A 25,554-nucleotide genomic window follows, 5' to 3' on the forward strand; every position below is an offset into this window, starting at 1 on the left:
GCTACCCACCCCCCGTGATGCCTTCCGGCTTGACCAGCAACACGACGAACAAGATGGCGAACGCGATGGGGATGCGGTACGTCGAGCCGATGTTCGGAATCGCGTAGATACCCACGTCCATCGACAGCCCAACGATGTAACTCCCGAGAATCGCGCCGTACACCGACTGAAGTCCGCCGAGGATGACTCCGGCGAACATCGGGAGCAAGAGGAAAAAGCCCATGTTGACCGTCAGTTGGCTGAACAGCACGCCGAGCATGACGCCGCCGACAGCGGCGAACGCCCCGGCGATTATCCACGTCGCCATCATCACGCGGTCGGTGTTGATGCCCGTAATCTTGGCGAGGTCGATGTTGTCGCTGGACGCCCGCATCGCCTTCCCGAGTTTGGTCTCCTGTAACAGGAAGTGCAGGAACCCCATCATCCCGACGGCGATGAACAGGACCGAGGCCCGCATCACCGAGAGGCGGACGCGGGTCGAGAGCGACGACGACTCGGGCACTGTCCCGCCGCCCCCGAGGACGGACAGAAGCGCGACGAAAGTCACGACGCCGCCGAGCGCAGCGGTGAGTTTCGGACCGACGGTGTGACTCGCGCCGTATCCCTCCGCGCCGCCGCGCCGCCAGCGGTAGGCCGCCGCCGCGACGCCGATGGTCAGGCCGACCAGCGCGACGATTGCGAGCCACGAGTAAGTCGCGGTGAACATCGTCTGGTTCGTCTCCGGCCCGGTGTCGATGACGTGCATCGTCAGCCCGCCGCCAGCGACGTAGAAGTCGAAGAACTTCGCCGCCGACAGGCCGATGTCGTAGCCGAACACCGTGCCGACCTGCGGGACGACGTAGGTCCGGACCTGCCCCCCGTAGAACGCCTGCGTGCCGAACCGAAGCACGAACGAGAGACCGAGGGTGACGATAAGCATCGTCGCCAGCGAGGCCTCCTTCGCGCGGAACTTCTGGAAGATTACCTTCTCGAGGAACGGCGCTATCCACGCCAGCATCAGCGCCGAGAGCAACAGTCCGGCCCAAATCGACGGGAACCCGAGCGTGACGACGAGACCCAGCGCGGCCGCGGCGACGGCGTGGACCCCGACCGCGAGCGCCGGAGCGAGGTCGCCGGGCCACCACGACCCCTTCAGCGCCGGTACTCCCCCGAGTAAGTACACCGCGGTGAGCGCCGACCCCGCGGCAAGGACGAACAGAACCGCCATCCCGAGACCACTGAGTTCACGGGTCGTCGCGTCCGTTAGCTGTTCGAAGACCGGTACAGTCGCCGGTTTGTTGACGAACAGCGCCATGTACGCCCCGAGCATCAGCAGTTCTCCGTGCGCGAAGTTCGGGACTTCGGCGATGTTGTACACCAGCGCCAACCCGATAGCGCCCAGCGCGACGATGCTCCCGGTGACTAACCCGGTCATGACCGCGTTTGCCAACCCCGTACTAGGTGGCATGTGAAATCACCCCCATGGTTGAATGCCACACCATACCATACACCGTACCTCGCAATGCCGACCTATTTGTGTCTTGTGCTTTTTCACATCCACTAAGCGAGCGGATAGCCCGCTCTCAGAGCGTCAGCCGAAAGAGTCAGCATTCCCGACCGGCGAGTCTCCGGTCCGCGCCGACTACACTTCCCGGCAGTCCGCGCAGATTAGCTGTCCGTTGACGTTGGCGAGTTCCCGACTCAGCGTCCCGCATGTCTCGCAGATGCTACGGTCGGAATACTCGCCGCTCTCGGCGGTGACCTCGGCCGGTTCGGACGGCCGGTCGTCCGTCATCGGGTCGCCGCCCAGTCGCTGCTCGCCCATCGGCCCGCCGCCGACGCCCGGAGGCGAGTCGCCGCGGAGCGACGGCACAGCCGACAGCGACGCCGAGGCCGAAATCACGTCGCGCTCCGAGAGGACTCCGATAAGTTCGTCCGCGTTCGTGACGAGGAGTCGCCGGATGTCCTCGCGGGACATCGTGGCCGCGGCGTCCGAGAGTTCGCGCTCAGCGTCCACCGAGACAACGGGGTCGGACATCACCGCAGACACCTCGGTCTCGGCGGGGTCGCGCTCCTCGGCGACCAGCGCGAGCACGTCCGACTCGGTTACGATGCCGACCGGTTCGCTCCCGTGCAGGACGACCACGCAACCGGTTCCCTCCTCGCGCATGAGTCTGACTGCTCCGAGAACCGTATCAGACTCGTTGACACCGACGTACTCTCGGGACATCACGTCCCGAACGGTCACTTCGCCTTCCATGTGAGAACGATTGTCACAGGTTCTCTAAAAAGTATCCCCGGCAACTTTATCCCCGTAAGAGACCAACGCTAGAAGTTAACTATCTCACTGCGGGCAAATGGAGGACGAACTGGTAGTGCGGAACGGTCGTCGCTCGCAGAAATCGGTCCGCGAGTCAGTCGATGACGACGCGGTCGCCGTCGTCGCGGCAGTCTTCGAGCGCGTGCTTGGCCGCCATCCCCGCCGTCTGGGCGTTCGCGGCCTGTCCGACCCCGACTTTGAGTTCGACCTCCGCGGTCTCTTGGACGTGTCGGACGGTGTCCTCGTAAGCCGCCGCGTCGAGGTCGGGTGCCAGCGCGATGACGTTGTCTCCACCGACGAAAAAGGAGAGACCGTCGTGGGCCTTGCGGAAGTACCGCATCAGTTCGGCGTACCCTTGCTCGATGTGGATGAACGAGTCGAAGGCGTTCATCCGGTCGGTGTACTTCCCGGTGGCGTCGTTCACGTCAAAGTGTGCGATTTGCACGTCGTCGTCCGCGCGCTCGTCGGGGTCGAGCGTCGCCCCCCGGAGGATTTCGGTCCGGTCGGCCGCTTGGGCGCTCCCGGCGTCCTGAATGTGTTCGGTCGCCGTCGAGAGCGCATCGACCGGGTTCGGGTCCACGCCGACGCCGAAGCTGACGGTCACGGGGTAGCGGTTGGCGACCGACTCCTGCATCAGCGCGTGGTCGGCCTCGTCGATTCCGTTCGTGACCGCAATCATGTTGTCGAACCGGGTGAAGAAGACGTACCCCTCGCGGTTGCCGACCAGTTGGGCGAGGTCGGCGTACAGCCGCGACTGGAGCGTCTGGAGGTCCACTTCCCGGCGCGGTTCGGGCGTCACGGTCCACGGTCCGTAGTTGTCGATCTGAATCAGGGTGACCTGCGCGTTCGTCACTGTTGGGCGTTTATTCGTAGCGACGGGTTATAAGTTATCCTAATTGTGGTAGCGTTTCCAGAACTGAGAACGGAATCAGCGCGAAACGAGGAATTTCTCTCGGGCAATTGTCGATACGGACAGAATACTATCGAGAGGGCCGGAATCCGCGTCGATACGGAACCGAAGTGACTGTACGGTCGGACTCTGACGATATTCAGCCGAAATCGGAAAATATCTGTCCACATTTGACGCCGTTTCGTAGACGTATCTCACAATACTTATCCGTGCGGCGGACATTCGTTAATTTGCTATGGCAGAAGGAACCGTTGACTTCTTCAACGACACAGGCGGCTACGGCTTCATCGACACTGAGGACGCGGACGAGGACGTTTTCTTCCACATGGAAGATATCGGCGGCCCCGACCTCGAGGAAGGCACTGACGTAGAGTTCGAGATCGAGCAAGCGGACAAGGGTCCGCGCGCGACGAATCTTACGCGACTTTAAATTAGCGCAGTTGTCCGCTTGACGGCGGTACGACTCGTGATTTTCTCTGGAAACCGCTCGTGAGTAGCGATAGGTGTCCGTAACGACGTACTACTCGGAGACTCACGCGCAACAGTAGCATGCCGCGACGACACTACAATTGCTACAGCACCGCGACCGCACAGCGGACTAGAGCCGACTCCTATCATACCGCCAACCGCCCTGCACAGCAACCGCGAGCCTCACGCCTCCCCAACCGCCTGCGGTCCTCGCTTCGCTGCGGTCCTCAGCCCTCGCGCGGAAGGGCGCGACGCCCGCGGCGTCGCGCCCGCACGCGCCGAGGTGAAAGAGAGGAGGAAGTCAAAGAACGGAACGACAGTCGAGTTTCGCCCTCGCCGAACTGCGCTCTACTCACGATACTCCAACATTTCCCACAGATAGCACGAAGAATCCGAATCCGGGAGATTCAAACCGCAGTCCGCCCTGCACCACATCAATGACCATTCCGTCGTTCGTCGTCGGCATCGCGGGGGGCACCGGGGCCGGAAAGACGACGGTCGCCCGCGAAATCACCGAGGAAGTCGAGGACTCCGTGACACGCATTCCCATGGACAACTACTACAAAGACCTCAGTCACATGGACTACGAGGAGCGCACGGAGGTCAACTACGACCACCCCTCGGCGTTCGAGTGGGACCTCCTGCGCGAACACATGGACGCACTGCTCTCGGGCCAGACCATCGAGATGCCCCAGTACGACTTCGAGATACACAACCGGAAAGACGAGACCGTCACGGTCGAACCGACCGACGTTATCGTGCTGGAGGGCATCTTCGCGCTCTACGACGAGGAACTCAATGAGATGCTCGACATCCGGGTCTACGTCGAGACCGACGCCGACGTGCGCATCCTCCGGCGCATCGAGCGCGACGTGGTCGAGCGCGGCCGGGACTTGGAGGGAGTCATCGACCAGTACCTCTCGACGGTCAAGCCGATGCACGAGCAGTTCGTCGCGCCGAGCAAGAAGCGCGCCGACCTCATCATTCCCGAGGGTGCCAACGCCGTCGCCGTGAACCTGTTGGAGGAGAAGGTCCGCGCGGAGACCTACACCGACTCGGGGTCGGCGTGGACCCTGAGCGACGAGGGCGTCGAGCGCGAGGACGCCGAACGACTCACGGTGACGAACACGGGCGCGGCGGACGCAGAGCGGAGTAGGGACGACGCGGAGCGAACCGCCGCCAACTCCGACGCCAGCGACGCCGAGCGCGGGGCGCGCGAGGGCGACGGACGCGCGACTGGGGAGTCCGACGCGGACTCCGAGAAGTGGAACGACGAGAACGCGAACGCGGAGTAGTACCGAAAAAAGCCGACTCAGGCGCTCTTCTTCTCGGGCGACTCGCCCTGCGGGTGGTAGTCCCAGAACCCGCCGCGGCGCATCCCCGCGCCGACGGCCTTGTGGAAGTCCACGATGGTCTCGAACTGCTCGCCCTCGACGTACTCGAAGATGTCTTCGACGCTGACGACGCGCTGGTAGTTGATGCGAATCGGTTCGTCGGCGTGGTCCTCAACGAACTCCCGCTTGTCGAGCGGGAAGTCCGCCTCGTCGTCGAGTTTCTTGGCGAGAATCGCCATGCCGTACTTGCGTCCGCCTTCGCTCCCTTCTTCGCCGTCGGGGTCGTGGGGCCAGTCCATGTGCGAACCGTTGGGTGGGTAGAGGAAAAGGATTTCTCTCTCGCGTAGGTGTCCTTCTCGGTCTCGGTCGGTTCGGCCCCGTAAATCGGACAGTAATTCGTACGAACACGACAAGTCGGACAGCGAGACTAGCTTCAGGCTTGAGCCAAGGAGTCACCGCACAGCACCGCAACCGCGGGCCACACGCCTCCCCAACCGACTGCGGTCCTCACTCCGTTGCGGTCCTCGTCCACCGGCGGACAAACCGCGTCCGCCGAGCCGTCGTTCGCATCCGCTCACGACGACCTCGCGCGGATGGGCGTGACCACTTGCGGGTCACGCTCGCACGCGCCGGAGTTCGAAGTAAAAATATCGCTACTGAGTAAAGTTTCGTCAGAATACGGTGGGATTGGGATTTGAACCCAAGAGGCATGACGCCACCTGCTTTCAAGGCAGGCGCAATAGGCCGCTCTGCCATCCCACCGCGCACTCGCACGTAGCGACTCGCGCGTCTAAGAACTGTCGGTCTGCCTTCGAACCAGTTCGAGACCGGCGTCGCCGTCCTCCACGCGGAGACTCCACTCCCGAAGCAGGGTCGCGGTGTGGCCCGGAACGATGCGCCCGGCGGCGGCGCGGGCGTTCAGTTCGGGCACGAGCGAGACCAAATCGGCCCCCGTGGCCACGCTGGTCGCGGTCGGCAGGAACCCGACCTCGTGGCCCGCATCGACGCCGCGGTTGGTCAGGGTCTCGACCTCGGGCGCGGCGTAGGCATCCTCGAAGTCCACCGTTTCGGTGAACCCCGCGAAGTGGACCCGACCGCGCTCGCTCGGGCCGAGAACGACCTCGTTGCGCCGGAGTTTCATCGCGGCGCTGTCTATCTCCTTACGAGTCAGCATCGGCGCAGTGGCCCGCACCACCGCGGCCGACTGCGCGCCCTCCTCGTTGAGCAGGTGCGAGACGGTGTTGCCAGCACGCGCGGCGAACGTCGAGCCGACCTGCACCTCGAAGCGCGCGTCGTCGGGGTCTTCGAGGGCGTCGGCGACGAGCGCCCGGACCTCCGCCTCGGCGCTCGGGTCGCCCGCGTCGGCGTGTTCGTCGGGAAGCGACTCCTCGTTGCGATAGTTGACCAGCAGTTCGCCGCCGCTCCGCTCTACCGCCCGGACGGTGTCTTTCAGCGTCGCGGCGTAGAGGTCGGCCGCCTCCTGCTCGGAGAGCGGCGACGACTCGGCGAGTTCCGGCAGTACCAGTCCCGGCCGCGGCGGATCCGCAAAGACGGCGATGACAGTCATACCTCACTCTGGGTGGGCCGCGGCCTTGAAAGTCGTCATTCTCCGCTCGGCGACCCCGAGCGGTCGGCGAACCCCGAGCAGTAGGCGAACCCCGAGTCTTCGACAACACCGGAGCGCTCTCGGCGACCCCGCCATTCGACGCGGCGGTCCCTTTTTGTCACCGGCGACCCTCCCCTCGCGTATGAACTGGGTAAAAGCGCTGGCGACGCTGGCGGTCCTGACGGTGACGTTCGTCGCGGTCGGCGCGCTCGTCGGACTAATCGCCGCGGTCCTCGACAGCGTCGCGGCGCTCGCGGTCGTTGTCTTGTTGCTCGCGGCACTCCTCGGAGCGAGCAAGGCGGGCGCGTCGCCGAACCGCTTGCTATCGAACCCCTACTGGGGTCGCTGACCCACTCAGACCGGAATTCAGCGACTCCGCCGCCCCTTCGTCTGGCGGTAGTCCCGACTCATCAGCGACGAGAAGTGGTCGAGAAACGCCTCGCGCTCGGCGTCCGAGAGCGCGAGCGGGTCGCGCATGGGGACGATTTCGAAGCCCCGGCCCCGAATCGTCGTCGCGTGGTCGTCGTTCGCGTCGAACTCCGCGGCCGGGGTCGTGGTGTACTCCGTCGCAATCTCGGTCAGCGCGCGCTGGCCGACCGGCACCAGAATCTCGGGGTTTATCATCCTCACCTCGGCGTTGAGGTAGGGTTCGCAAGTCCGAATCTCCTCGTCGGTCGGCGACCGGTCAGGGTCTCGACAGCGCGCGAGATAGGTCACAAAGGCGTTGTCGAGTTCCGGTTCCGGGTCGCTCGGCAGGGAGTTGTTGAGACCGAGCAGGCCCAAGACGTGCTGGAGGGCTTCGCCTCGCTCGTCGCCCGTGAAGGGGACGCCCGTCCGGTCGGCCCCGGAACCGGGGGTCTCGCCGACGAACAGGAAGTCCGCGCCCACGTCACCGTAGCCGTGGACGACTTGCTCGCGGGTGGCACAGAGTTCCGGGCAGTTCTCGCAGTCGGCGTCCATCCCGAAAGGGTTCGAGCGAGTCTGCTGGTTCGCGTCCATCGTCGGTATCGAGGGGCGCGCGGGGTAAAAACCGGTCGGAGCGGGATGGACAGTCGTTCGGTCAGAGCGCCGAGAACCGGGGTACCGAACGCCGCGAGCAATCAGTACCGGTCGCCGTCGCTTCCGAGCGCCTTCCGGAGATACGGTTCGACGCGCTCGAAGTAGTCGCCCGGTTCGATTCGGTCGCGCTCTCGGTCGCGGGTGACCATCCCGAACGCCGCGAGTTTCGGCAGGTGGACGTGCCGGAGCGAGGTCACGACCCGCTCGCGGCCGACCGAACTCCGGGCCGCCACGCGGTCGGCGAGGTCCGGAACCGAAACCGGGTCGCCGTCGGACACCGCGTCGAGGGCGTACCGGCGTCGGGGGTCCGCGACGGCCTCGAAGCAGTCGTCCACCGAGGGCCGAGCGACCGCGGTGGTCGGCGTCTCGACGGTCTCGACCACCGTGTCGAACAGTGACGCGACTTCGCGGACGACCCGTCGCTCGTGGGCCGCGGGTCGCAAGCAGACGTAGCCGACGGCGTCGCGGGCGTCCAGTGCGCGGAAGAACTCGCGGAGAAATTCGGTCGCCTGCGAAGTGTCGAGAGAATCGAGAAGGTCGGTCAACGAGTCCAAGTAGACGAGGGTCCGGTCCCCGTCGGGCCATGCGTCGAGATACCCTGTCACGGCGGCGCGCAGTGCCTCCGTGTCGGTCGGGTCCGCGACGCCCCGGAGCGGGGTCCGGTCAGTGGGGAGCGGCGCGGCCGTGGCGGTCGAAGAGCGCATCCGTTCGCCGACGCTGACGACGCCGACGTTTCGGGGGGGCCGGTTGACTCGCTCGCGCCACTCGTGGAGGAACTGTTCGGACTGGCGGTGAGTCACCGCCACCGCGTCCGTGGGTTCCTTGGTCAGTAGGTCGAGCAGTACGTCGAATCGGGAATCGTCGTCGCCCGTTCGGCGCAGGACCAGCGTGTGCGGGTCGCTGCGTACGCACGTCCGGACGAGTTTCGTATCTTGCACACCACTCACCTCCTTAGTCGTCGTCTGAGACGTGTTCGTCTACGATTCGAACGCGGCCGTCGCTCCGAACGAGGACTTCGAGACCGCAAACCCGGAAGGTGGCTTGGGCCTTGCCCTCGCTGTCGGCGAACAGCGAGTCGAGTGCGTCCGGGTCTATTCTGTCGGCGATGGGGATGACAGTCGTCGTCGGGTCCACGTCCGCAACTTCGGCTATCGCTTCGATGACGACATCGCTCAGCGTCGCCGAACCGTCCGGGTCGTACGTCGCGCGGTAGACGCCGGGACGGTCAGGCGCTTCGGTCACCCCCGAGCTATCGTTGGTATTTTTTTCCATGTTACTTTTGGACACGTTTCCGACCCTACTTCGTATTCAATTTATAGTTACAATAAATTTATGGCGAAAGTGGTCGGTGAGTTCGACCCGATGAGTCGAACCGTGGAATCGGAGTCCGACCGCGCTCGTGACGCTCGTGTCGGGTGGGGCGGCAGGGCGTCGCTGGCGTCGAGACCGTTTACGCGGACGGAAAGCTCCCGTTACGAAGCCTCCTGCGAGTAAACGCGGAGAACGATTGACCCCATTTACTCCCTCTCGCGGAGACGTACACGGTGGGGTTTCATGACACAGTCTCGACGCCGCTTTCTGAAAGCGGCAGCGGCGACAGGTGCATTGGCAGGTCTGAACGCGACGGTCCTCGCACAGGACGGTGGCGGCGGCGAAGAGGTAATCATCCTCGGCGGGGAAACAGCGGGGTGGCTCGGCTGGCGACTGCCGGGCGAAGGGTCCGAGAACGCGCCGTCGAACCCGACGCTGAACCTGCAAGCCGGGACGACCTACACGCTGTTCTGGGAGAACGTTGACGGTGTGGGCCACAACTTCGCCATTCAGGACGCGAACGGCAACAGTCTCGAAGTCCTCGAACCGCTCGGCGTCTCGTCCGACGTGTTCCAGCAGATAAATGGGACCGCGCCCGACCAAAACGTCTCGCTCCAGATTTCGGACGGGAACGTCACCGGCGTCGGCAACGAGACCGGTGGAAACGCGACCGACGACCGACAGGGAACGCCGTCGCTCGTCGCCGAGACCGAGATTATCACGGGGGAAGGGAGCGTACAGGGCGTCCGCTTCGAGACCAGCGAGGAGATGGCCCAGTACATCTGTATCGTCCACCCGACCACGATGGTCGGCGAGGTGTCGATACAGGGTGGCGGCGGAGCCAACAGTTCCGGGTAGTCGAAGAGAGTCCAAAAACCGGTCGGACTGGCTTTTTTCGGCGACGCGGGGCTACTCGTTCTGCGGACCGCTCGGGTGGTAGTCCGTGTCGTACTCGCCCGGCCGGTCGTCCACGCGGTCGGGGTTGATGCGCCCGCCCAACAGCATGAAGTCCACGAGCGTCAGCGCGAGCATCGACTCCACGACGGGGACGCCCCGCGGCGGAAGCACCGGGTCGTGGCGGCCGATGACCTGTTCTTCTTTCTGTTCGCCCGTCTCCCAGTCCACGGTGGTCTGGGACTTCGGAATCGACGTGGGCGCGTGGAGCGTGACCTCGCCGTAGACGGGTTCGCCCGTGGTGATGCCGCCCTGTAGCCCGCCGTGGTCGTTTTCGACCGGTACGGGGTCGCTCTCCTCGGGATTGTCGGGGTCCTCGAACTCCCACTCGTCGTTTCGCTCCAGTCCGGTGTACTCGCGGGCCTCGCGGCCGAGTCCGAACTCGAAGGCCGTCGCGGCGGGGACGCTCATCATCGCCTGTCCGAGTCGGGCCTGCACCGAGTCGAATCGGGGCGCGCCGAGTCCCCGCGGGACGCCGCGGGCCTCGAAGTAGATGGATCCGCCGATGGAGTCGCCTTCCTGCTGGTACTCGTCGATTCGCTCGCGCATTCGCTCGGCGGTCTCGGGGTGGGCACACCGGACCTCGTTGTCCTCGCTGTGTTCCAGCATCTCCTCGAAGGAGACTTCCGGGGCCTCGATGTCGCCGATCTGATTGACGTGGGCCTTGAGTTCGATTCCTTCTCGGGCGAGAATCTTCTTGGCGATGGCTCCGGCCGCGACCCAGTTGACCGTCTCGCGGGCCGACGACCGGCCGCCGCCGCCCCAGTTGCGCGTGCCGAACTTCGCGGAGTAGGTGAAGTCGCCGTGGGAGGGTCGGGGCGCAGTGACGAAGGGTTCGTACTTCTCGGAGCGGGCGTCCTTGTTGTCGATGACCATCCCGATTGGCGTGCCCGTGGTGTAGCCGTCCTGTAGCCCCGACTTGATGGAGACGTGGTCGGGTTCGCCGCGACTCGTCGTTATCATCGACTGGCCGGGCTTGCGGCGGTCAAGGTCGGCCTGTACGTCGTCCTCGTCGAGTTCCAGTCCGGCCGGACAACCGGAGACGGTGACGCCCATCGCCTCGCCGTGACTCTCGCCAAAGGTGGTCACTTGGAAGAGGCGTCCGAAGCTGTTTCCGTTCATTACGGAGACGTTGGTCCGGGCGACTATTTAGGGTTTGCAGAAGCCGCAAGTTGCTCGGTGGGAATCGATCCGAGCGAAAATCGTCGCCGAACGCCCGTCGCGCCGCCTACAGTTCCAGCCGAATCGGATAGTCGGTCAGATTCTCGTAGCCGTCTTTGGTGACGACCACGAGGTCCTCGATGCGGATGCCGCCGACCTCGGGGTCGTAGAGACCGGGTTCGATGGTGACGATGTGGCCCGGCCGGAGTTCGCCGCCGTCCGGACTCACACGCGGGAGTTCGTGAACGTCGAGACCGATGCCATGACCCGTGGTGTGGATGAATCCGGTCTCCGCGGAGGGGTTGCTCCGGAGGGTATCGAACCCCTCTCGCTCGTACACGTCACAGACCGCGTCGTGGACCTCCTTGCCAGTCACGCCGGGTTCGATGGCGTCGAGCGCGACCTCGAAGGCCTCGTGAGTGATGTCGTAGCGCCGCCGAACCTCGTCGCTGGCCTCGCCTTTGACGAACGTCCGAGTCATATCGCCGTTGTATTTCGTGGACTTGTCTCGCGGGAAGATGTCGATGACGATGGTCTCGTTGGCTTCGAGCGGTCCGCTCCCGCGATTGTGCGGTCCCGCGGCGTCCGCGCCGCAGGCGACGATGGTCTCGTCCAGCGCACAGCCGTGCCGCAGGAGCGTGACCTCGATTTCCTCCGTGACGCGCTCGCTGGTCAGCGCCTCGCCGTCGTGGTACAGGACGCCGTCCTTGACGGTGGCGGCGTCGATCAACTCCTCGGCGGCCGCCATCGCGGCCTCGTTAGCTTGCTGTGCGGCGTGGACGTGTTCGACCTCCTCGTCGGTCTTCGTCGCGCGGATTTCCTCCACCACGTCCCCGTCAAGCACCTCGACCGAGAGACCCTGCTCGCGCAGGCCATCGGCGGTGCCCAGCGGGAACCGCTCGGGCGCGGCGACCGACTCGACGCCGCGGTCCGCCAAGAACGCGGCCACGACGCGCTGTTTGCCCTCGGTGCGACCGTACTCGGCGACCTTCTCCTGAAAGCCGTAGTCCGAGAGTCGGGCGACGGCGTCGGCGCGACTCTCCTCGGTCGCGCGGCCGTACTCCAACCCCGAGACGAGCAGGGCGGTCTCCTCGGGCGTGTAGAGCGTAACGAAGGGGTCAGGCGCGTCGAAGCCTGAGAGGTACAACTGGTCGGACTCCTCGGAGTCGGCGTCGAGGAGGTAGCCGTCTACGTCGGCGTCTGCGAGCGCGTCCGCGAGCGGTGACAGGTCGGGGTTCATACCGATTGCAAGCCGCGCGAACGGCAAAACGATACGGGTTCCGGAACTCCCGCCGAACTCATCTCCGCGTCCCCGGTTTCCCCTCGCGTCGAACCGTCGAGTCCGGCCCGATCAAGTAGGTCGCGTACTGCGTGAAGTAGTCCGCGTGAATCGTCGTCTCACCTTTCCCGGAGTTCGCCCACGCCGAACACCACGCGATGGCCTGGAAGCCCTCGCCGTACTCCGTCACCGAATCGACGCCGCACTCCTGAGAGACCGAACTCGACTCGCCCCGGTAGAGGTCGTTGTAGACCCACCGGCCCTCGAACGTTTCCACGTACGTCCGGACCGATTCGGGGGTCAGGTCGGCCGGGCGCTCGGGGCGGGACTTCGGTCCCTCGGGGAACTCGACGGACCCCTCCGGAAGCGAGGTATCGACACCGAGCGCGTGGGTCGTGGGCGACTCGTCGGTCGGTTCCGTGGTCGTCTCGGGACCGGACGCAGCGGTCGTTTCGTCGTTAGCGTCGTCGAGCACCCCGGAGAAACATCCGGCGACCGACCCGGCGAGCGCGACTGCGCCGAGGTGGAGGGCGCGGCGGCGCGACGACCGGAGAGCGCCGAGACGCGACGAGCTATCGGTCCGGCGGCGTTTCGACGGTGGCACGTCCGGCGACTCTCGCGGGCGAGGTAAATACTTTCTCCGCGTCGGGACGGAAGCTTTTCGCCCCCGCCGTTCGAAACCGAGAACATGTCAGGTAAGGATGATTCCGAGCGTACCCGCAAACCGTCTCCGGTGGTCCGCGGAACGCTCGCCCTGCTGTCGGTCCTCGTCATGCTGTATAGCCTTCTCATCGCTACTCGACCGCTTCTCGGCGTGCTGGTGGTGGCGTTGCTCTTCGTGACGTATCTCCTTTGGCGGTCGCTCAATCTCGCGGTGCGGTTCGTCGCGGCGTTCGAGCGCATCGCCGACGCGATGGAGAATCGACCGCCGGAGCGACACGAGGACCGAGCGCGAGACCGCGAACGCGAGTTCTGAGGCCCCGAGCGCGACGACGCGACTTTCTCTCGCCGACCGGTCTCGGGGAATCCCCCCAATGCAAATCAGCCGATGCGTCGAAGTCGAGACCGGCCTGCTCTACGGCGAACCGGTCGAGGTCATCACCGAGTTCGCCGAAGGGCGGGATTCTTCGAGCGGTCGGGCAAGGTCTGACGACGCCGACATCGAGGGGGACGACGCCATCTTCGTCGGCCACCGCGGCCTCTCGGAGCGCTACGAGGGACTAGTCGGTTCGACCGCGAAGGAAATCGTCGGGCGGGCGACGGTGCCCGTGACGGTCGTTCGGTAGTGGGGCGCGAATCGGGCGTCGGGCGAATACTTCGCCACCTCCGGTATTCTGATACGCCCCCGGCCCGTCGGGCCGCACATGGACGTAGAGATAGACCCATCGACGCTCTCGGGGTCGGCGCGCGCGCCCTCCTCGAAGAGCTACACCCATCGGGCGATTCTGGCCGCGGGCTACTCCGGCGGCGCGCTGGTCTACGACCCCTTGGTCAGCGCCGACACGAAAGCGACGATGCGCGCCGTGGACGCCTTCGGCGGCGATGTCACGCGAGAGTCCGACCACCTCAACGTGGACGGGTTCGACGGCCGCCCCGAAGTGCCGGGCGACGTTATCGACTGCGCGAACAGCGGGACGACCATGCGCCTCGTGACCGCGGCCGCCGCCCTCGCGGACGGCGGCACCGTCCTGACGGGCGATAGCTCCCTGCGCTCGCGGCCCCACGGACCACTGCTCCGGGCCGTCGAGGAATTGGGCGGGAGCGCCAGAAGCACCCGCGGGAACGGGCAGGCCCCCCTCGTCGTGGACGGACCCATCTCGGGCGGCACGGTTTCGATGCCCGGCGACGTGTCCTCGCAGTTCGTGACCGCCCTGCTGATGGCTGGCGCGGTGACCGAAGAGGGCGTCGAGGTCGAACTCGAAACCGAACTCAAGTCCGCGCCGTACGTCGATATCACGCTCGAACTGCTGGACGAGTTCGGTATCGAGGCTGGGAAGCGCCAAGTGGACGGCGGCGGCGTGTATCACGTCGAAGGCGGCCAGTTCTACGAACCGGCGGACGGCGAGTACCACGTCCCCGGCGACTTCTCGTCTATCTCGTACCTGCTCGCGGTGGGCGCGATTGCGGCCGAAGAGGACGGCGAGGTGCGCGTACGGGGCGCGTACCCGAGCGCACAGGGCGACTCGAAAATCGTCGGCATCCTCGGGCGGATGGGCGCGGACGTGGATTGGAACCGCGACGACGGCGTGGCGACGGTCGAGCGCTCGGCCCTCTCGGGCGTCGAGGTGGACGTGGGCGACACGCCCGACCTCCTGCCGACCATCGCGGCGCTCGGCGCGGTCGCCGAGGGCGAGACCCGCATCGTCAACTGCGAACACGTCCGGTATAAGGAGACCGACCGCGTGAGCGCGATGGCCGAGGAGTTGGAGAAGTTGGGCGTCGAGACCGAGGAGACCGAGGAGACGCTGACAATTCGGGGCGGCGAGTCGGAGTTGACCGGCGCGCAACTCGACGGCCGGGGCGACCACCGAATCGTGATGTCGCTGGCCGTCGCGGCGCTGGCGGCCGACGGCCCGACGACGATTTCGGGCGGCGAACACGTGGACGTATCATTCCCGGACTTTTTCGAGGTGCTGTACGACCTCGGCGCGACCGTGAACCGATGACGCCGACTCAGACCGGAATCCGGTCCACGACGGTGTCCTCGTCCACGACGAGGTTGTACGCGTCGTTGTCGTCGTTCCACAGCACCAACACGTTCTCGAACGAGAGCAGGTCGCCGTAGTCGGCCGTTTCGAGGTCGGCGTTCATCGCCGTCTCGCGGGTCAGCACCGCGAAGTGGTCCTCAATCTCACTCCCGTCGCCGATTTTGAACAGCGGATTCCGGTCGCCCTCTGACAGCGAGTGGCTGAGTTTGAGCGCCACGAGGTCGATGCGCCGGGTGACGTGGCGCTCCATGTCGGCCATCTTGGCGACGTGTTCGGTGTCGAGGTCGAACTCGACCTTCCGGGTGCCGTCGGGGCGCAGAATCGAGTAGGAAAACTGCACGTCCACGTTGACGAACTCGCCCGACGCGCCCGCGGCCTCGTCCAGTTTGCGCTGGAACCCCGGCACCGCCACGTCGGGTTTCACGTCGAACGACCACCCGCGGTCGGTGGGGAACTCGCCGGGCCAGAGCCGAAGGGTCGGCGAGAATACCGTCGCGGCGCGCGCCTCGTCGGCGACGGCGCGTTCGACCTGCCGGAGTCCGATGCTGGTTTCGCGGTCGGCGGGTTCGAGCGCCACGACAGACCCGTCGTCGGCGAGAAAGTCGAGATAGCGCCGGACGACCGCGGCGGGGTCGTCGAGTTCGTTCAGGACGTTGGCGAACAGCACGAGGTCGTAGGGGCGGTCGGAAGGCCGGTCGAACTCTTCGGCGGTCTCTCGATGCACCTCGGCGTGGAAATTCCGGTCGGCGTCCGCGAGCAGGTGTTCGAACACGTCGGCGGCCGCGCTCGGTTCGACCGCGTCGTACTCCACCACGGCGTCCTCGGGCAGGTAGTCTGCGAGTCCCAGCGCCGGACCGCCGACGCCAGCGCCCACGTCGAGAACTCGGAGTCGGCGGTCCAACAGTCCCTCTTCGGCGAGTTCGTGGACGACGTACTGGACCACGGCGTAGTTGTCCGGCAGGTGGTAGAGAGCGTACCCGAGCGCCGCGGTCTCGTCGTACTCGACCGGGTTATTCTGGAAATAATCCTCCTTGAGCCGCGCGATGACGTTCCGAAGTCGGTTGCCCGACTCGCCCTCGTGCCAGTCGGGACCGAAGCGCTCGACCAGCAGGTCTTCGAGCGCCCTCCCGTACTCGGGGGGAAACGCCTCGACGCCGTGGAACGTGGGCGAGACCGGACCCTCCTCGACCGGTTCGAAGGTGCGGTCCCCGCGCTCGACTAGTCCGAGCGAGGGGGCTTCCTCGCGGAGAATCTGGCGGACGACGCCGGGGTGCGGTTGGCTCTCGATGTACTCGGCTATCTCGTCGGCGTCGATGGGTCGGACCTCCCGGAGGTACTTCGCGTTCTCCCGGACCTTCTGTCGTAACTCGTCGTTCATCTGTTTTCTTTCTCCGTGGTCGCGCTCGCGTCCCGAATCGCGTCGCTCGCTTCGCGGTACAGTCGCTCGAACTCCTCGTCGTCGGCATCGGCAATGCACGCGGCCGCCTCTGCGACTCGGTCCGCGCCGTCGAACGTCGCCTGAATCTCGGCGTAGACCGAGGGCGAGTTGCCGGTGACCTGCTCGGCGACCGCGCTCAGGTCCTCGAAAATCGGCGTCGTCAGGCCGTCGGGAACGTCCTCGGCCGCGGCGGCGAACGCCAGCACCGCGGCGTGGGTCCCGGCTTGGACCGTCTCCATCGCCGAATCGTGTTCGCCGGGCGTCGTCTCCACCAGTCGGTTGCCCGCGGCCGCGAGCGCCTCGGAAATTCGGTCGGTGACGGGACCGGACTCGTCGATGACGACCGCGACGTTGCCCGGCGCGTTCGACGCCGCGAACAGCGGATGCAGACTCACGCGCTCGCGGTGGGGCGCGGCCTCGCGCATCGCGGCCACGGGGTCGGCCATCCGACCGGTCACGTCCACGAGCGCGCGCTGGGCCGTCGGCGCGTGGCGCTCGATAGCCGACTCGGCGGCCGACATCGGAACCGCGATACAGACCGCGTCGAATCGCTCGTCGGTCGAGAGCGAGACCGCGCGGCCGCCGACCGCGTCGGCGGCCGCCCTTGCGACTTCGGTGTCGGTGTCGGCGAACGCTACGTCCGTCTCGTCGCCCGCGTCGGTCTCCGCGGCGTGCGCCGCTATCGCTCCGCCGAACCACCGGCCCATCTCGCCCGCGCCGACGACGAGGAACTTCATCGGGAGTGGCTAGCCGGTCGGGTCTCAAAAGGGGTTCGCTACGGACCGTCGAGCGACCGGCGGTGACGGCGGGCTCCCCCGGCGAACGTCCGAGACCGCAACGACAGCGGCTCTCGGAACTGAACCGCATAGTTGGCCCGCGCCGCCCTCGAAACCATCCGGTATTATTAATTGCGGCGAGTATTTATGACGCCCTATACGCAAAATATGAAAATATCGATAATGGGAAAAAAACCCGACGCTCTCTACGGGGGAGCGTTGCTACTGATAGTTGGGATCGCCGTTGCTGGCTACGGTGGCTACGACTACACACAACAGTCCGACGCCATCGAGGAGGCGACCACGGTGGACGCCACGGTCACCGAGACGAGTATAAACCGCGTCGCTGAACGTCGCGGACGCTCGGGGTTCGAGCCGAAAGTTACCTTCGAGTACGAGTACGAAGGGAAATCCTACACGTCGAAGAATCTCTACCCCGCTCAACTCACCACGAACTACGACGAGCGGTCCGAAGCTGAATCGGTCTTGGAGGAGTACACGGCGGGCGACACCGTGACCGCGTACGTGAACCCGAACTCGCCGGGGAAGGCGTTCCTCAAGGCCAAGAAGACGAACGGGCCGCTGAAAATCGCCGCGTTCGGCGGGGTGGTGGGACTCATGGGCTGCGTGTACGTGGTCCGCGGTCTCAGGCGGTCGTAGCGCGGACCGACGACTTTTCTCTCCGCTACCGGAGCGAGCGCGCCATCTCCAACTCGCCGAGTCCGCTGTCTATCGGGGCGAACCCGGCCGAGCGGTAGAGGCTGACCGCCGGGCGATTCGTCCGCTCGACCGACAGCCAGACACGCTCGACGCCCGCCGACCGGCCACAACCGAGGAGCGTTCGGAGGAGCGCCGTGCCGACGCCCGCCCCGTGGTAGTCGGGGTGAACGAACAGCGCGAGTTCGTGACCCGGTCCGCCGTCGAGTAAGATGGCGTGGCCGACCGCGACGCCCTCGTGGCGTGCAACGACCTCGATGCCCTCCCGGAGCCTGTCGAGCCACTGAGCGCGCCGACGGGGATTCGCGGGTGGGATGCCCTGTGCGCGGTCGGGTGCGTCGAAGGCGTCGTACATCGCCGCGAGTGAGTCGCGCTCGGAGACCGACTCGTTTCCAAATTCGCCCGCGGAGTCGCCCGCGGCCCGGAACCGAATTACGCGGCCCTCCTCGTCCGTGAAGTTCCGCGGTGCGTTCGGGAAGTCCGGACGCTCGGCGTCGGATTCGGCGGCGTTGGCGCTCATCATCCTCCGTCGCGCCCGCGCAGGCCGAGCGGGTCGGAAAGCGGACCGTCGGTCGGTCCGGCGCGAAGCGAGTTGTACGGGGCCATCGACGTGGGTCGTCGTCCCATTGCGCCCGGACCGAGGACGGGGCGGCAGTTAAAGATAATGGTCTTTCATGATAAATGTCGTAATATGCCCTTAATTCTCACACCCTGCGCGAAGCACCTCGCGCTCCGCGCTACTGGTTCCACGGCGCTTTGTCGGGGTCCACGATTCGCCGACGCTCCTCGATGGAATCTATCTTCTCCACGTCCTCGTCGTCGAGTTCCACGTCGAGACTGAGCCAGTTCTCCCGGAGGTGGTCCTCGCTGGTCGCTTTCGGGATGGCCGTGACCTCCTTCTCGCGGAGCCACGCGAGGCTGACCTGTTGGGGAGTCGCGTCGTGTTTCTCGGCGACCGCCTGTAACTCGTCTACGTCCGACACGTCGCCGCGAGCGATGGGCGAGTACGCGACCAGTTCCACGTCCACGTCGTCCTGCGCGCAGAACTGTTGGAGTTCGGTCTGGGGAAGCAGGGGGTGCATCTCGACCTGATTGGCGAAGATGGGTTCTTCGGAGACTTCGACGGCCTCTTCGAGCAGGTCAACTGTGAAGTTGCTCACGCCGATTTCGCCGATGAGTCCCTCCTCGCGGAGTTCCGCGAAGGCTTCGAGCGTGTCGGTGGTCTCGTACTCGCCGGTCGGCCAGTGGACGTACAGTAGGTCCACGAAATCGACGCCGAGCCGTTCGAAGCTATCGGCGGCGCTGGTCAGTACGTGGTCGTAGTCGAGGTTATCCGGACTCACCTTCGTCGCCAGAAACACGTCATCGCGGTCCACGTCGGAATCAGCGACGGCGTCGCCCACCGCGTCCTCGTTGTCGTACCCCTCGGCCGTATCGATATGCCGGTACCCCATCCGGAGGGCCTGCCCGACGGTCTCGACGCACTCGTCGTACGCCTCTATCTGGTAGGTGCCGAGACCGAGCATCGGTATCCCGTGGGTCGTCGGCGGCGAGAGGGCGGCGACCTCCTCGTCGGTTTCGGCGGTCTCGGGTTCGGCGGATTCGGACTCCGCGGTCTCGGTTTCGGCAGTCTCGGATTCGGCAGATTCGGACTCAACGGACTCGCCAACCTCGCTCTCGCCGGGAGTCGCGCGCTCCCGAACCTCGCGCGCGGTCTCGCTCAGTCCGCCCTCCTCGCCGGAGATGGCCTCGGCACCGTCCCCGCGCTGTCTGCCGAGGACGAACCCCATTGCGAAGGCGAGTGCGAAGGGAAGCCCCTTCCGCAAGATACCGCCGTCGTCTCCTGATTCTGCGCGTGGCTCGTCGGTCTCGGTTCGCTGTCGAAGCATAGTCCGAGTTCGACGGACGCACACTTGCCGGTTGTGGCAGGTCTCTGGGAGAGACAATTCGCACAATTGGGGAGTGACGTTTCTTGCAGAGGAAGGAAAATCGCTAACTGAAAAGTCGAGTAGAAGCTAGCGTCAGGCTTGAGCAAATCAGACCGCAACCGCACAGCACCGCGAGAGCCACGTCCTCCCCAACCGCTTGCGGTCCTCACTTCGTTGCGGTCCTCAGCCCTCGCGCGCTGATGGCGCGACACGAGGTCGCGCCGTCGGACAAACCGCGTCCGACGAGCCTGCGCGAACGTCCGTTCGCGCAGACGCCAGCGCGCGCCGGAAGGAAATCCCAACTCGTCGTAGTCCCCGGACGGTGTTGCCGACTCGCACGACTTTTAGCGCGCGAGACGCCAAGCAGGGGTATGGCAACCTTCCGCTCCTTCGAGGGACTCCGCGACGCGCTCGCGGACGCCGAGTTCGACCGCCCGCCAGCAATCGTCTGCAACGCCCACGTCACCGGCCTGAGCGTGGCGCGCGCGCTGAAGGCCCGCGACGTGCCCGTCATCGCCATCGACCGCAACGAGAAGGGCGTCGCGCCCTACTCCGAGACCGTGGACTTCGCCGGGCGGGTCACATACCCGCTGGACGACGAAGAGGGATTCCGCGAGGACGTGGAAGCGCTGGCCGCGGAGTTGGACCACGAACCCGTGGCGTTCGGGTGCATGGACGAGTGGGTTCACGCCTTCTCCCGGACGGAACCGGAAGGCGTCGCGCTCCCGTTCGCCGAGCGCGCGACCATCGACCGCGTGCTGGACAAGGAATCGCTCTACACCGTCGCCGAGGAGTTGGATGTTCCCTACCCCGAGACCTACCGCATCGCCGAGACCGACCCCGACGAGACCGGCGGCGAAGAGGGACCTGCCGGAGAGAACAGAGAGAGCGTCCCCGCCGCAGAGGCGGCCGAGCGACTGGGCTTCCCGCTAGTAATCAAGCCCGCGCTCAAGCGCAAGTTCTCCGAGGCCGTCGGTACGAACGTCATCGAGGTGGCCGACGAAGCAGAACTGGACGACGTGGTGGCCAACGCCGCCGACGAAGACATCCGCGTGATGGCCCAAGAGAAGGTCCCGGCCGTGCAGGGCGAGGACTGCTCGCTGGCCTCCTACGTCCCCGAATCAGGGGACGCCGTCTCGTTCGTCGGGAACGCTCGGGTCCGCTACCCCTTGGGCTACGGCACCTCCTGCGTCGTCCGGCGCGCGACGGGCGAGTCCGCCCGCGAGGTCGAGGAGAACGCGCTCGCAGTGCTGGACGAGACCGACTACTACGGCATCAGCGAGGCCGAGTTCCTTTACGACGGCGACCGCGAGGAGTACGTCCTCATCGACGTGAACACCCGGCCGTGGAAGTGGATTTCTCTGCCAGTGCAGGCGGGCGCGAACCTCCCGCTGGCCGCGTACAGCGACGCCGTGGGAGAGAGCTACGAGGCCGACGAAATCCGGGACGCGAGTTGGGTCTACCTCGCAGACTACATGCAACTGCTCGGGAGCGACGACGCCTTCGCGGACGTACTGAGCGGAGACGACTGGCTCTCGCTCCTCTCGGGCGACTTCGAGGCGAGCGCGGACCTGACGACCGGCGTGTACCGACCGAGCGACCCCGGACCGGCGTATCAGCTTCTCAGCACCGAGTTCGGGACGCAGGAATACTACTGCTCCTGCTAGGTGACGGTTTCGCCGCGTCTCGTTCGTTCTCTCCGGCTCTCTTTTTCGATTCGTCGGCGTCTCTCTTCCGACTCCGAGAAACGAGTGTCTCAGTTCTACCACACGTCTCGCCGGTATCCCCGACTTTTCCCTCGGCGAACACCACCGGACGAACAATGAGCAGCGACTACATCCACCTGAATCTCTTCACGATGAACGCGGTCGAACACGTCACGACCGGCAACTGGCGGACGCCGGGCGACCAGTCGAGCCGCTACACCGACGCCGACTACTGGCAGGAGGTTGCCCGAACCGCCGAGCGCGGCGGGTTCGACGGCGTGTTCTTCGCCGACGTGCGGGGCATCTACGACGTGTACGGCGGCGACAGGGAGACCGCCATCGAGAACGCGATACAGACGCCGTCGAACGACCCCGCGTACCTCGTCCCCGCGATGGCGTCGGTCACCGATAACCTCGGCTTCGCGGTCACCAAGTCCACCTCGTACAACCACCCCTACCAGTTGGCCCGCGAACTCTCGACGCTCGACCACCTCACGGACGGCCGCGTCGCGTTCAACATCGTCACTTCCTATCTCGAAAGCGCGGCCCGAAACCTCGGACTCGGCGAGCGGATGGACCACGACGACCGGTACGACCGCGCCGACGAGTTCATGGAGGTCTGTTACGCGCTCTGGGAGGAGAGTTGGGACGACGACGCGGTGGTCAGCGACCGCGAGCGCGGCGTCTACACCGACCCCGAGAAGGTGCGGGCCATCGACTTCGAGGGCGAGTTCTTCGACGTGCCCGGTCCCCACGGCGCGGAACCCTCGCCCCAGCGAACGCCCGTGTTGTATCAGGCGGGGTCGTCGGACCGCGGCCGGGAGTTCGCCGCTGACAACGCCGAGGCGGTCTTCGTCAGCCAACTCACCGAGGAGGGCGTCCGGGACTACGTCGAGGACATGCGCGACCGGGCCGCGGAGCGCGGGCGGGACCCCGACGACCTGCTGTTTTTCCCCGGTATCGCGCCCGTCGTGGGCGAGACCGAAGAGATAGCCCAGCAAAAGTACGAGACGTACGCCGGGAACGTCGATACCGAGGCGACCCTCGCCCTGCTCTCGGGGTTCATCGACCTCGACTTCTCGGAACTCGACCCCGAACAGAAGGTCGAACACATCGAGACCGACGCGATTCAGGGAGCCATCAACGCGTTCACGAAGAACGACCCCGACCGCGACTGGACCGTCGAAGAGGTCGCGGAGTTCGCGGGACTCGGATCGACCTCCCCCGTCGTCGTCGGGAACCCCGAGCAGGTCGCCGACGTTCTCCAGCACTGGTACGAGGACGTAGGCGTGGACGGCTTCAACGTCAAGGAAATCGTCCGGCCCGGCACGCTCCGGGACTTCGTGGACATGGTGGTCCCGGAACTGCGCGAGCGCGGACTGGTCCGCGAGGGCTACGAGGGCGAGACCCTGCGCGAGAACCTGTTCGAAAAAGAGGGTCGGACGGGGCTTGCCGAGGACCACCCGGCGCGGAACTGAAAGATATTATCGACCGTTGTTCTTTTTCTTCTTTTTCATTTTCCGGCTTTGGATACGTGGCCTTGGTTCTGAACGTTGACCATTGTCGCACTGTTGTTGCTCAATTTCGTCTTCGAGCAAAGAAAGAAAAATCCTGGTACAGGTGTATATCAAGAGAACTATGAAAACAAATGGCACAGACGCTTCTGTGACCAGTATTGGCTCAAAACTAGCAACAAGGTTTCGTATTTCAGTATAAAAAGCGATGGAAATAGCGGATACGGTCGAGGCCACCACATGAAAATGGAATGAGGAATATGGAACCCCGTTAGCGAGAAGCGTGTCATATTCCTCAACTTCGAGAACAGGGAGTAAAACCCAAATAGCCCACAAGAAAACTCCCAAAACAAATCTAACATCACTTTCCGAGGTAGTACATAAAAATAGCACAAAAGCGAGGAGTACCGTGCTAGCAGCATGAAGAAAATTAAAACGGCCAAGCTCTGACTGATGCTTACCGACCTTATTATCAGAGAATAGGAAGAATCCGTGGTTTTGATTCACTACTTCAGTGAGGTCAATGTCTCGGGCAATACGGCTCAGTTCGAGAATGACGAGAAGAAGCAATGGAACGAGAGTAGTTACCGCCTGCTCGCTTATCGCCATACAGTTTATCTGTGGAGGATAGGGAAATTAATTCTTATCTGTTTTACCAAGAAGCGATAGAATGCCGTTGCGTTTTTCTCACTACGCTACAATCTCTCCGCCAATGACCGACTCCCGCGAAATCCTGCTGACGAACGACGACGGGATAGACAGCCCCGGCATCCGCGCCCTCTACGACGCCCTCTCGGAGGTCGGCAACGTCACGACCGTCGCGCCCGCAGACGACCAGAGCGCGGTCGGCCGGGCGATGACCTACGAGGTGCCGGTCCGCGAACACGAACTCGGCTACGCCATCGAGGGGACGCCCTCCGACTGCGTGGTCGCGGGACTCGCGGAACTCGGTCCCTACCCGGACATCGTGGTCTCGGGGTGCAACGAGGGCGCAAACATCGGCGCGTACGTCCTCGGGCGCTCGGGCACCGTCAGCGCCGCGGTCGAAGCGGCGTTCTTCGGCGTCCCGGCCATCGCGGCGTCGCTCCACATCCCCCAGAACGAGTGGCCCCGAGAGACGAAGGTCGAGGAGTACGCGGAGGTCGCCGAGGCGGTGCGCTACCTCGTCGAGAACGCGCCCGAGGCGGGCGTCTTCGAGGAGGCAGAGTATCTGAACGTCAACGCGCCGCTTCCCACCGAGGCGAGCGCGGGCGAAGATGGCGCGCGCTCCGCGGCCGACGCCGCGGAGCGCGCGCCGATGGTCGTCACGCGGCCCTCGCACGTCTACGACATGGACGCGACGCGGGACGACGGCGTGGTGACGCTCCACGACCGGACGTGGGAGCAGTTGGACGGCGACTCGCTTTCGGACCCCGAGGGCACCGACCGCCGGGCGGTCTTCGAGGGGAAGGTCAGCGTCTCGCCGCTGACCGCGCCCCACACCACCGAGCATCACGAAGAACTGGACGACCTCGCCGAGCGATTCTGACCGGGCGCGAGCAGTACCGGAGCGGTCGCCCGACTCTACGCCGACTCGTCGAATCCGCTGTCGAAGCGGTCGCCGGTCTTGTCCAGGTTCTTCACGCCGGGACAGTCGTGTTTCTCCGGGAGTTGGTGGTCCGGACAGAAGGTTCCCTGACAGTACGAACAGCCCCGCGGTCCGGCCAGATTCTCGCCGCACTCCTCGCAGGTGTCCATGCGTGAGATACACAGCCAATGACCAAGGAAGTATGGGTCGAAGGCGCTTGGACAGCGGTACGCGAAACCCGCGAAAAGTGCGTCGAACGCCGCGAGAGGCCGGACTTCCGGCCAACTGAGACCGACGTGAGCAAAGTTTATTTAACCTTGCTGAGAACATCTTACCATGGTCAAGAGTACCGTCCGATTTCCCGAACCCGTGGTTGAGGAAATCGAATCACTCGTCGAGGAGGGTGTCGTCGAGAGCAAGTCGGAGTTCCACCGGTTCTGCTCGGAGTACGTCCTCGCGCAACTCGACCCCGACTTCGAACCGGAGACGCTGGACTTCGAGGAACTCGAAGACGCGCTCATCCGCGACGCGGGTCCCTCAGAGGGCGACGGCCTCTCGTTTCTCGAATCGGTCCTCTTCATCCGGAAGCACGCGCTCCGCGGGAACGTCCAAGACGCCGAGGACTTCATCGACCACCACTACGACCCCCACGACCGAGACGCGGTACTCTTGGAAGAACTCCTCTCGTTCTACCACGAGTCGGCCCCCGACTCGGTCTCGACGCCGCGTCGCTCCGCGCACCCCGAACAGCGGTAGCGCGAAGACGACGGCGAGAGACGAGACTCAACCGAGACCCGAGGAGTAATTTTCTCCGAGTTC

Annotated in this window: 28 protein-coding genes, 1 tRNA gene and 2 pseudogenes; 12 read left to right on the forward strand and 19 right to left on the reverse strand. The window is 65.0% G+C overall.

Features of this window, described 5'->3' with window-relative positions; genetic code table 11:
• Window position 1 precedes the first annotated feature (1 nt).
• From EP007_RS01220 to EP007_RS01230, 3 genes are all read right to left on the reverse strand, one after another.
• Window positions 2–1,447, reverse strand: a complete 1,446-nt coding sequence (locus tag EP007_RS01220; protein ID WP_128475912.1) for a branched-chain amino acid ABC transporter permease — start codon at window positions 1,445–1,447, stop codon at window positions 2–4.
• Window positions 1,448–1,621: 174 nt separating this feature from the next.
• The gene (locus tag EP007_RS01225) at window positions 1,622–2,239 is read right to left on the reverse strand and encodes a CBS domain-containing protein (protein ID WP_128475913.1); all 618 of its coding nucleotides are present in this window, start codon (window positions 2,237–2,239) and stop codon (window positions 1,622–1,624) included.
• Window positions 2,240–2,393: 154 nt separating this feature from the next.
• Window positions 2,394–3,152, reverse strand: coding sequence for a GTP cyclohydrolase IIa (locus tag EP007_RS01230; RefSeq protein WP_128475914.1), 759 nt, complete (start codon window positions 3,150–3,152; stop codon window positions 2,394–2,396).
• Window positions 3,153–3,444: 292 nt separating this feature from the next.
• Between EP007_RS01230 and EP007_RS01235 the strand changes: the two genes are divergently transcribed.
• Entirely contained in the window at window positions 3,445–3,639 is a 195-nt protein-coding gene (locus tag EP007_RS01235) for a cold-shock protein (RefSeq protein ID WP_128475915.1), read from the forward strand.
• A gap of 475 nt (window positions 3,640–4,114) precedes the next feature.
• A pseudogene (udk, locus tag EP007_RS01240) lies at window positions 4,115–4,747 on the forward strand (uridine kinase); the annotation flags it as partial.
• 242 nt (window positions 4,748–4,989) lie between these two features.
• Here the strand turns inward: udk and EP007_RS01245 are convergent.
• From EP007_RS01245 to EP007_RS18080, 4 genes are all read right to left on the reverse strand, one after another.
• Complete coding sequence (locus EP007_RS01245) at window positions 4,990–5,310, reverse strand: DUF5785 family protein (protein WP_128475917.1); 321 nt, start codon at window positions 5,308–5,310, stop codon at window positions 4,990–4,992.
• Window positions 5,311–5,690: 380 nt separating this feature from the next.
• Window positions 5,691–5,773 (reverse strand) — tRNA-Ser (locus EP007_RS01250).
• A gap of 28 nt (window positions 5,774–5,801) precedes the next feature.
• Entirely contained in the window at window positions 5,802–6,578 is a 777-nt protein-coding gene (locus EP007_RS01255; protein ID WP_128475918.1) for a TIGR04282 family arsenosugar biosynthesis glycosyltransferase, read from the reverse strand.
• 35 nt (window positions 6,579–6,613) lie between these two features.
• Window positions 6,614–6,739, reverse strand: coding sequence for a hypothetical protein (locus EP007_RS18080; RefSeq protein WP_281062928.1), 126 nt, complete (start codon window positions 6,737–6,739; stop codon window positions 6,614–6,616).
• Between the two features lie 20 nt (window positions 6,740–6,759).
• Here EP007_RS18080 and EP007_RS01260 point away from each other — a divergent pair, with 20 nt between their 5' ends.
• The gene (locus EP007_RS01260; protein ID WP_128475919.1) at window positions 6,760–6,966 is read left to right on the forward strand and encodes a hypothetical protein; all 207 of its coding nucleotides are present in this window, start codon (window positions 6,760–6,762) and stop codon (window positions 6,964–6,966) included.
• Window positions 6,967–6,983: 17 nt separating this feature from the next.
• On the opposite strand, the gene EP007_RS01265 is transcribed toward EP007_RS01260, so the two are convergent.
• The 3 genes from EP007_RS01265 to EP007_RS01275 form a co-directional block, all read right to left on the reverse strand.
• On the reverse strand, window positions 6,984–7,616 hold the full coding sequence (locus tag EP007_RS01265) for a uracil-DNA glycosylase (RefSeq protein ID WP_128475920.1): 633 nt from the start codon (window positions 7,614–7,616) through the stop codon (window positions 6,984–6,986).
• A 101-nt stretch (window positions 7,617–7,717) separates the two neighbouring features.
• Window positions 7,718–8,614, reverse strand: coding sequence for a DUF7504 family protein (locus EP007_RS01270; RefSeq protein ID WP_128475921.1), 897 nt, complete (start codon window positions 8,612–8,614; stop codon window positions 7,718–7,720).
• 13 nt (window positions 8,615–8,627) lie between these two features.
• Window positions 8,628–8,948, reverse strand: a complete 321-nt coding sequence (locus EP007_RS01275) for a HalOD1 output domain-containing protein (protein WP_128475922.1) — start codon at window positions 8,946–8,948, stop codon at window positions 8,628–8,630.
• A gap of 333 nt (window positions 8,949–9,281) precedes the next feature.
• Between EP007_RS01275 and EP007_RS01280 the strand changes: the two genes are divergently transcribed.
• Complete coding sequence (locus EP007_RS01280; RefSeq protein WP_243700417.1) at window positions 9,282–9,845, forward strand: plastocyanin/azurin family copper-binding protein; 564 nt, start codon at window positions 9,282–9,284, stop codon at window positions 9,843–9,845.
• A gap of 51 nt (window positions 9,846–9,896) precedes the next feature.
• Here the strand turns inward: EP007_RS01280 and aroC are convergent, their stop codons facing one another.
• The 3 genes from aroC to EP007_RS01295 form a co-directional block, all read right to left on the reverse strand.
• On the reverse strand, window positions 9,897–11,063 hold the full coding sequence (gene aroC / locus EP007_RS01285) for a chorismate synthase (RefSeq protein WP_128475924.1): 1,167 nt from the start codon (window positions 11,061–11,063) through the stop codon (window positions 9,897–9,899).
• A 106-nt stretch (window positions 11,064–11,169) separates the two neighbouring features.
• Complete coding sequence (locus tag EP007_RS01290) at window positions 11,170–12,342, reverse strand: M24 family metallopeptidase (RefSeq protein ID WP_128475925.1); 1,173 nt, start codon at window positions 12,340–12,342, stop codon at window positions 11,170–11,172.
• A gap of 58 nt (window positions 12,343–12,400) precedes the next feature.
• Window positions 12,401–12,985: a hypothetical protein gene (locus EP007_RS01295; protein ID WP_128475926.1), complete on the reverse strand. Its 585-nt coding sequence runs from the start codon at window positions 12,983–12,985 to the stop codon at window positions 12,401–12,403.
• 84 nt (window positions 12,986–13,069) lie between these two features.
• Between EP007_RS01295 and EP007_RS01300 the strand changes: the two genes are divergently transcribed.
• The 3 genes and pseudogenes from EP007_RS01300 (at window position 13,070) to aroA (ending at window position 15,047) form a co-directional block, all read left to right on the forward strand.
• A complete protein-coding gene (locus EP007_RS01300) occupies window positions 13,070–13,357 on the forward strand; it encodes a hypothetical protein (protein ID WP_243700418.1) in 288 nt (95 codons plus the stop codon).
• Window positions 13,358–13,433: 76 nt separating this feature from the next.
• Window positions 13,434–13,667, forward strand: a pseudogene (locus EP007_RS01305) (universal stress protein); the annotation flags it as partial.
• 78 nt (window positions 13,668–13,745) lie between these two features.
• Window positions 13,746–15,047 (forward strand): 3-phosphoshikimate 1-carboxyvinyltransferase, encoded by a 1,302-nt coding sequence (aroA, locus tag EP007_RS01310; protein WP_128475928.1) that lies wholly within the window; start codon window positions 13,746–13,748, stop codon window positions 15,045–15,047.
• A gap of 7 nt (window positions 15,048–15,054) precedes the next feature.
• On the opposite strand, the gene EP007_RS01315 is transcribed toward aroA, so the two are convergent.
• Together EP007_RS01315 and EP007_RS01320 are read right to left on the reverse strand one after the other, a co-directional pair.
• Window positions 15,055–16,467, reverse strand: a complete 1,413-nt coding sequence (locus tag EP007_RS01315) for a small ribosomal subunit Rsm22 family protein (protein ID WP_128475929.1) — start codon at window positions 16,465–16,467, stop codon at window positions 15,055–15,057.
• Window positions 16,464–17,264, reverse strand: coding sequence for a prephenate dehydrogenase/arogenate dehydrogenase family protein (locus EP007_RS01320; protein WP_128475930.1), 801 nt, complete (start codon window positions 17,262–17,264; stop codon window positions 16,464–16,466). Before EP007_RS01320 ends, EP007_RS01315 begins: the two co-directional genes overlap by 4 nt.
• A gap of 186 nt (window positions 17,265–17,450) precedes the next feature.
• Here EP007_RS01320 and EP007_RS01325 point away from each other — a divergent pair, with 186 nt between their 5' ends.
• Window positions 17,451–17,963: a DUF3592 domain-containing protein gene (locus tag EP007_RS01325; RefSeq protein WP_243700419.1), complete on the forward strand. Its 513-nt coding sequence runs from the start codon at window positions 17,451–17,453 to the stop codon at window positions 17,961–17,963.
• Between the two features lie 25 nt (window positions 17,964–17,988).
• Here the strand turns inward: EP007_RS01325 and EP007_RS01330 are convergent, their stop codons facing one another.
• Both EP007_RS01330 and EP007_RS01335 read right to left on the reverse strand, forming a co-directional pair.
• Window positions 17,989–18,540 carry a GNAT family N-acetyltransferase gene (locus tag EP007_RS01330; RefSeq protein WP_128475931.1) on the reverse strand — a complete coding sequence of 184 codons (552 nt, stop codon included), beginning with the start codon at window positions 18,538–18,540 and terminating at the stop codon, window positions 17,989–17,991.
• Window positions 18,541–18,757: 217 nt separating this feature from the next.
• Window positions 18,758–19,546 (reverse strand): aldo/keto reductase, encoded by a 789-nt coding sequence (locus EP007_RS01335; RefSeq protein WP_128475932.1) that lies wholly within the window; start codon window positions 19,544–19,546, stop codon window positions 18,758–18,760.
• Between the two features lie 773 nt (window positions 19,547–20,319).
• Between EP007_RS01335 and EP007_RS01345 the strand changes: the two genes are divergently transcribed.
• Together EP007_RS01345 and EP007_RS01350 are read left to right on the forward strand one after the other, a co-directional pair.
• Window positions 20,320–21,615 (forward strand): carboxylate--amine ligase, encoded by a 1,296-nt coding sequence (locus EP007_RS01345; protein WP_128475933.1) that lies wholly within the window; start codon window positions 20,320–20,322, stop codon window positions 21,613–21,615.
• A 155-nt stretch (window positions 21,616–21,770) separates the two neighbouring features.
• The gene (locus EP007_RS01350) at window positions 21,771–23,132 is read left to right on the forward strand and encodes an LLM class flavin-dependent oxidoreductase (protein ID WP_128475934.1); all 1,362 of its coding nucleotides are present in this window, start codon (window positions 21,771–21,773) and stop codon (window positions 23,130–23,132) included.
• Window positions 23,133–23,138: 6 nt separating this feature from the next.
• Here EP007_RS01350 and EP007_RS01355 read toward each other — a convergent pair whose 3' ends face one another.
• Window positions 23,139–23,777, reverse strand: coding sequence for a hypothetical protein (locus EP007_RS01355; RefSeq protein ID WP_128475935.1), 639 nt, complete (start codon window positions 23,775–23,777; stop codon window positions 23,139–23,141).
• A gap of 103 nt (window positions 23,778–23,880) precedes the next feature.
• Here EP007_RS01355 and surE point away from each other — a divergent pair, with 103 nt between their 5' ends.
• Entirely contained in the window at window positions 23,881–24,696 is an 816-nt protein-coding gene (gene surE / locus EP007_RS01360; protein WP_128475936.1) for a 5'/3'-nucleotidase SurE, read from the forward strand.
• Window positions 24,697–24,731: 35 nt separating this feature from the next.
• Here surE and EP007_RS01365 read toward each other — a convergent pair whose 3' ends face one another.
• Window positions 24,732–24,905 carry an AN1-type zinc finger domain-containing protein gene (locus tag EP007_RS01365; protein ID WP_128475937.1) on the reverse strand — a complete coding sequence of 58 codons (174 nt, stop codon included), beginning with the start codon at window positions 24,903–24,905 and terminating at the stop codon, window positions 24,732–24,734.
• Window positions 24,906–25,071: 166 nt separating this feature from the next.
• On the opposite strand from EP007_RS01365, the gene EP007_RS01370 reads away from it, so the two are divergent.
• On the forward strand, window positions 25,072–25,491 hold the full coding sequence (locus tag EP007_RS01370) for a ribbon-helix-helix domain-containing protein (protein WP_128475938.1): 420 nt from the start codon (window positions 25,072–25,074) through the stop codon (window positions 25,489–25,491).
• Window positions 25,492–25,554: the final 63 nt, after the last annotated feature.

The sequence above is a fragment of the Halorussus pelagicus genome (assembly GCF_004087835.1).
GTDB lineage: Archaea > Halobacteriota > Halobacteria > Halobacteriales > Haladaptataceae > Halorussus > Halorussus pelagicus.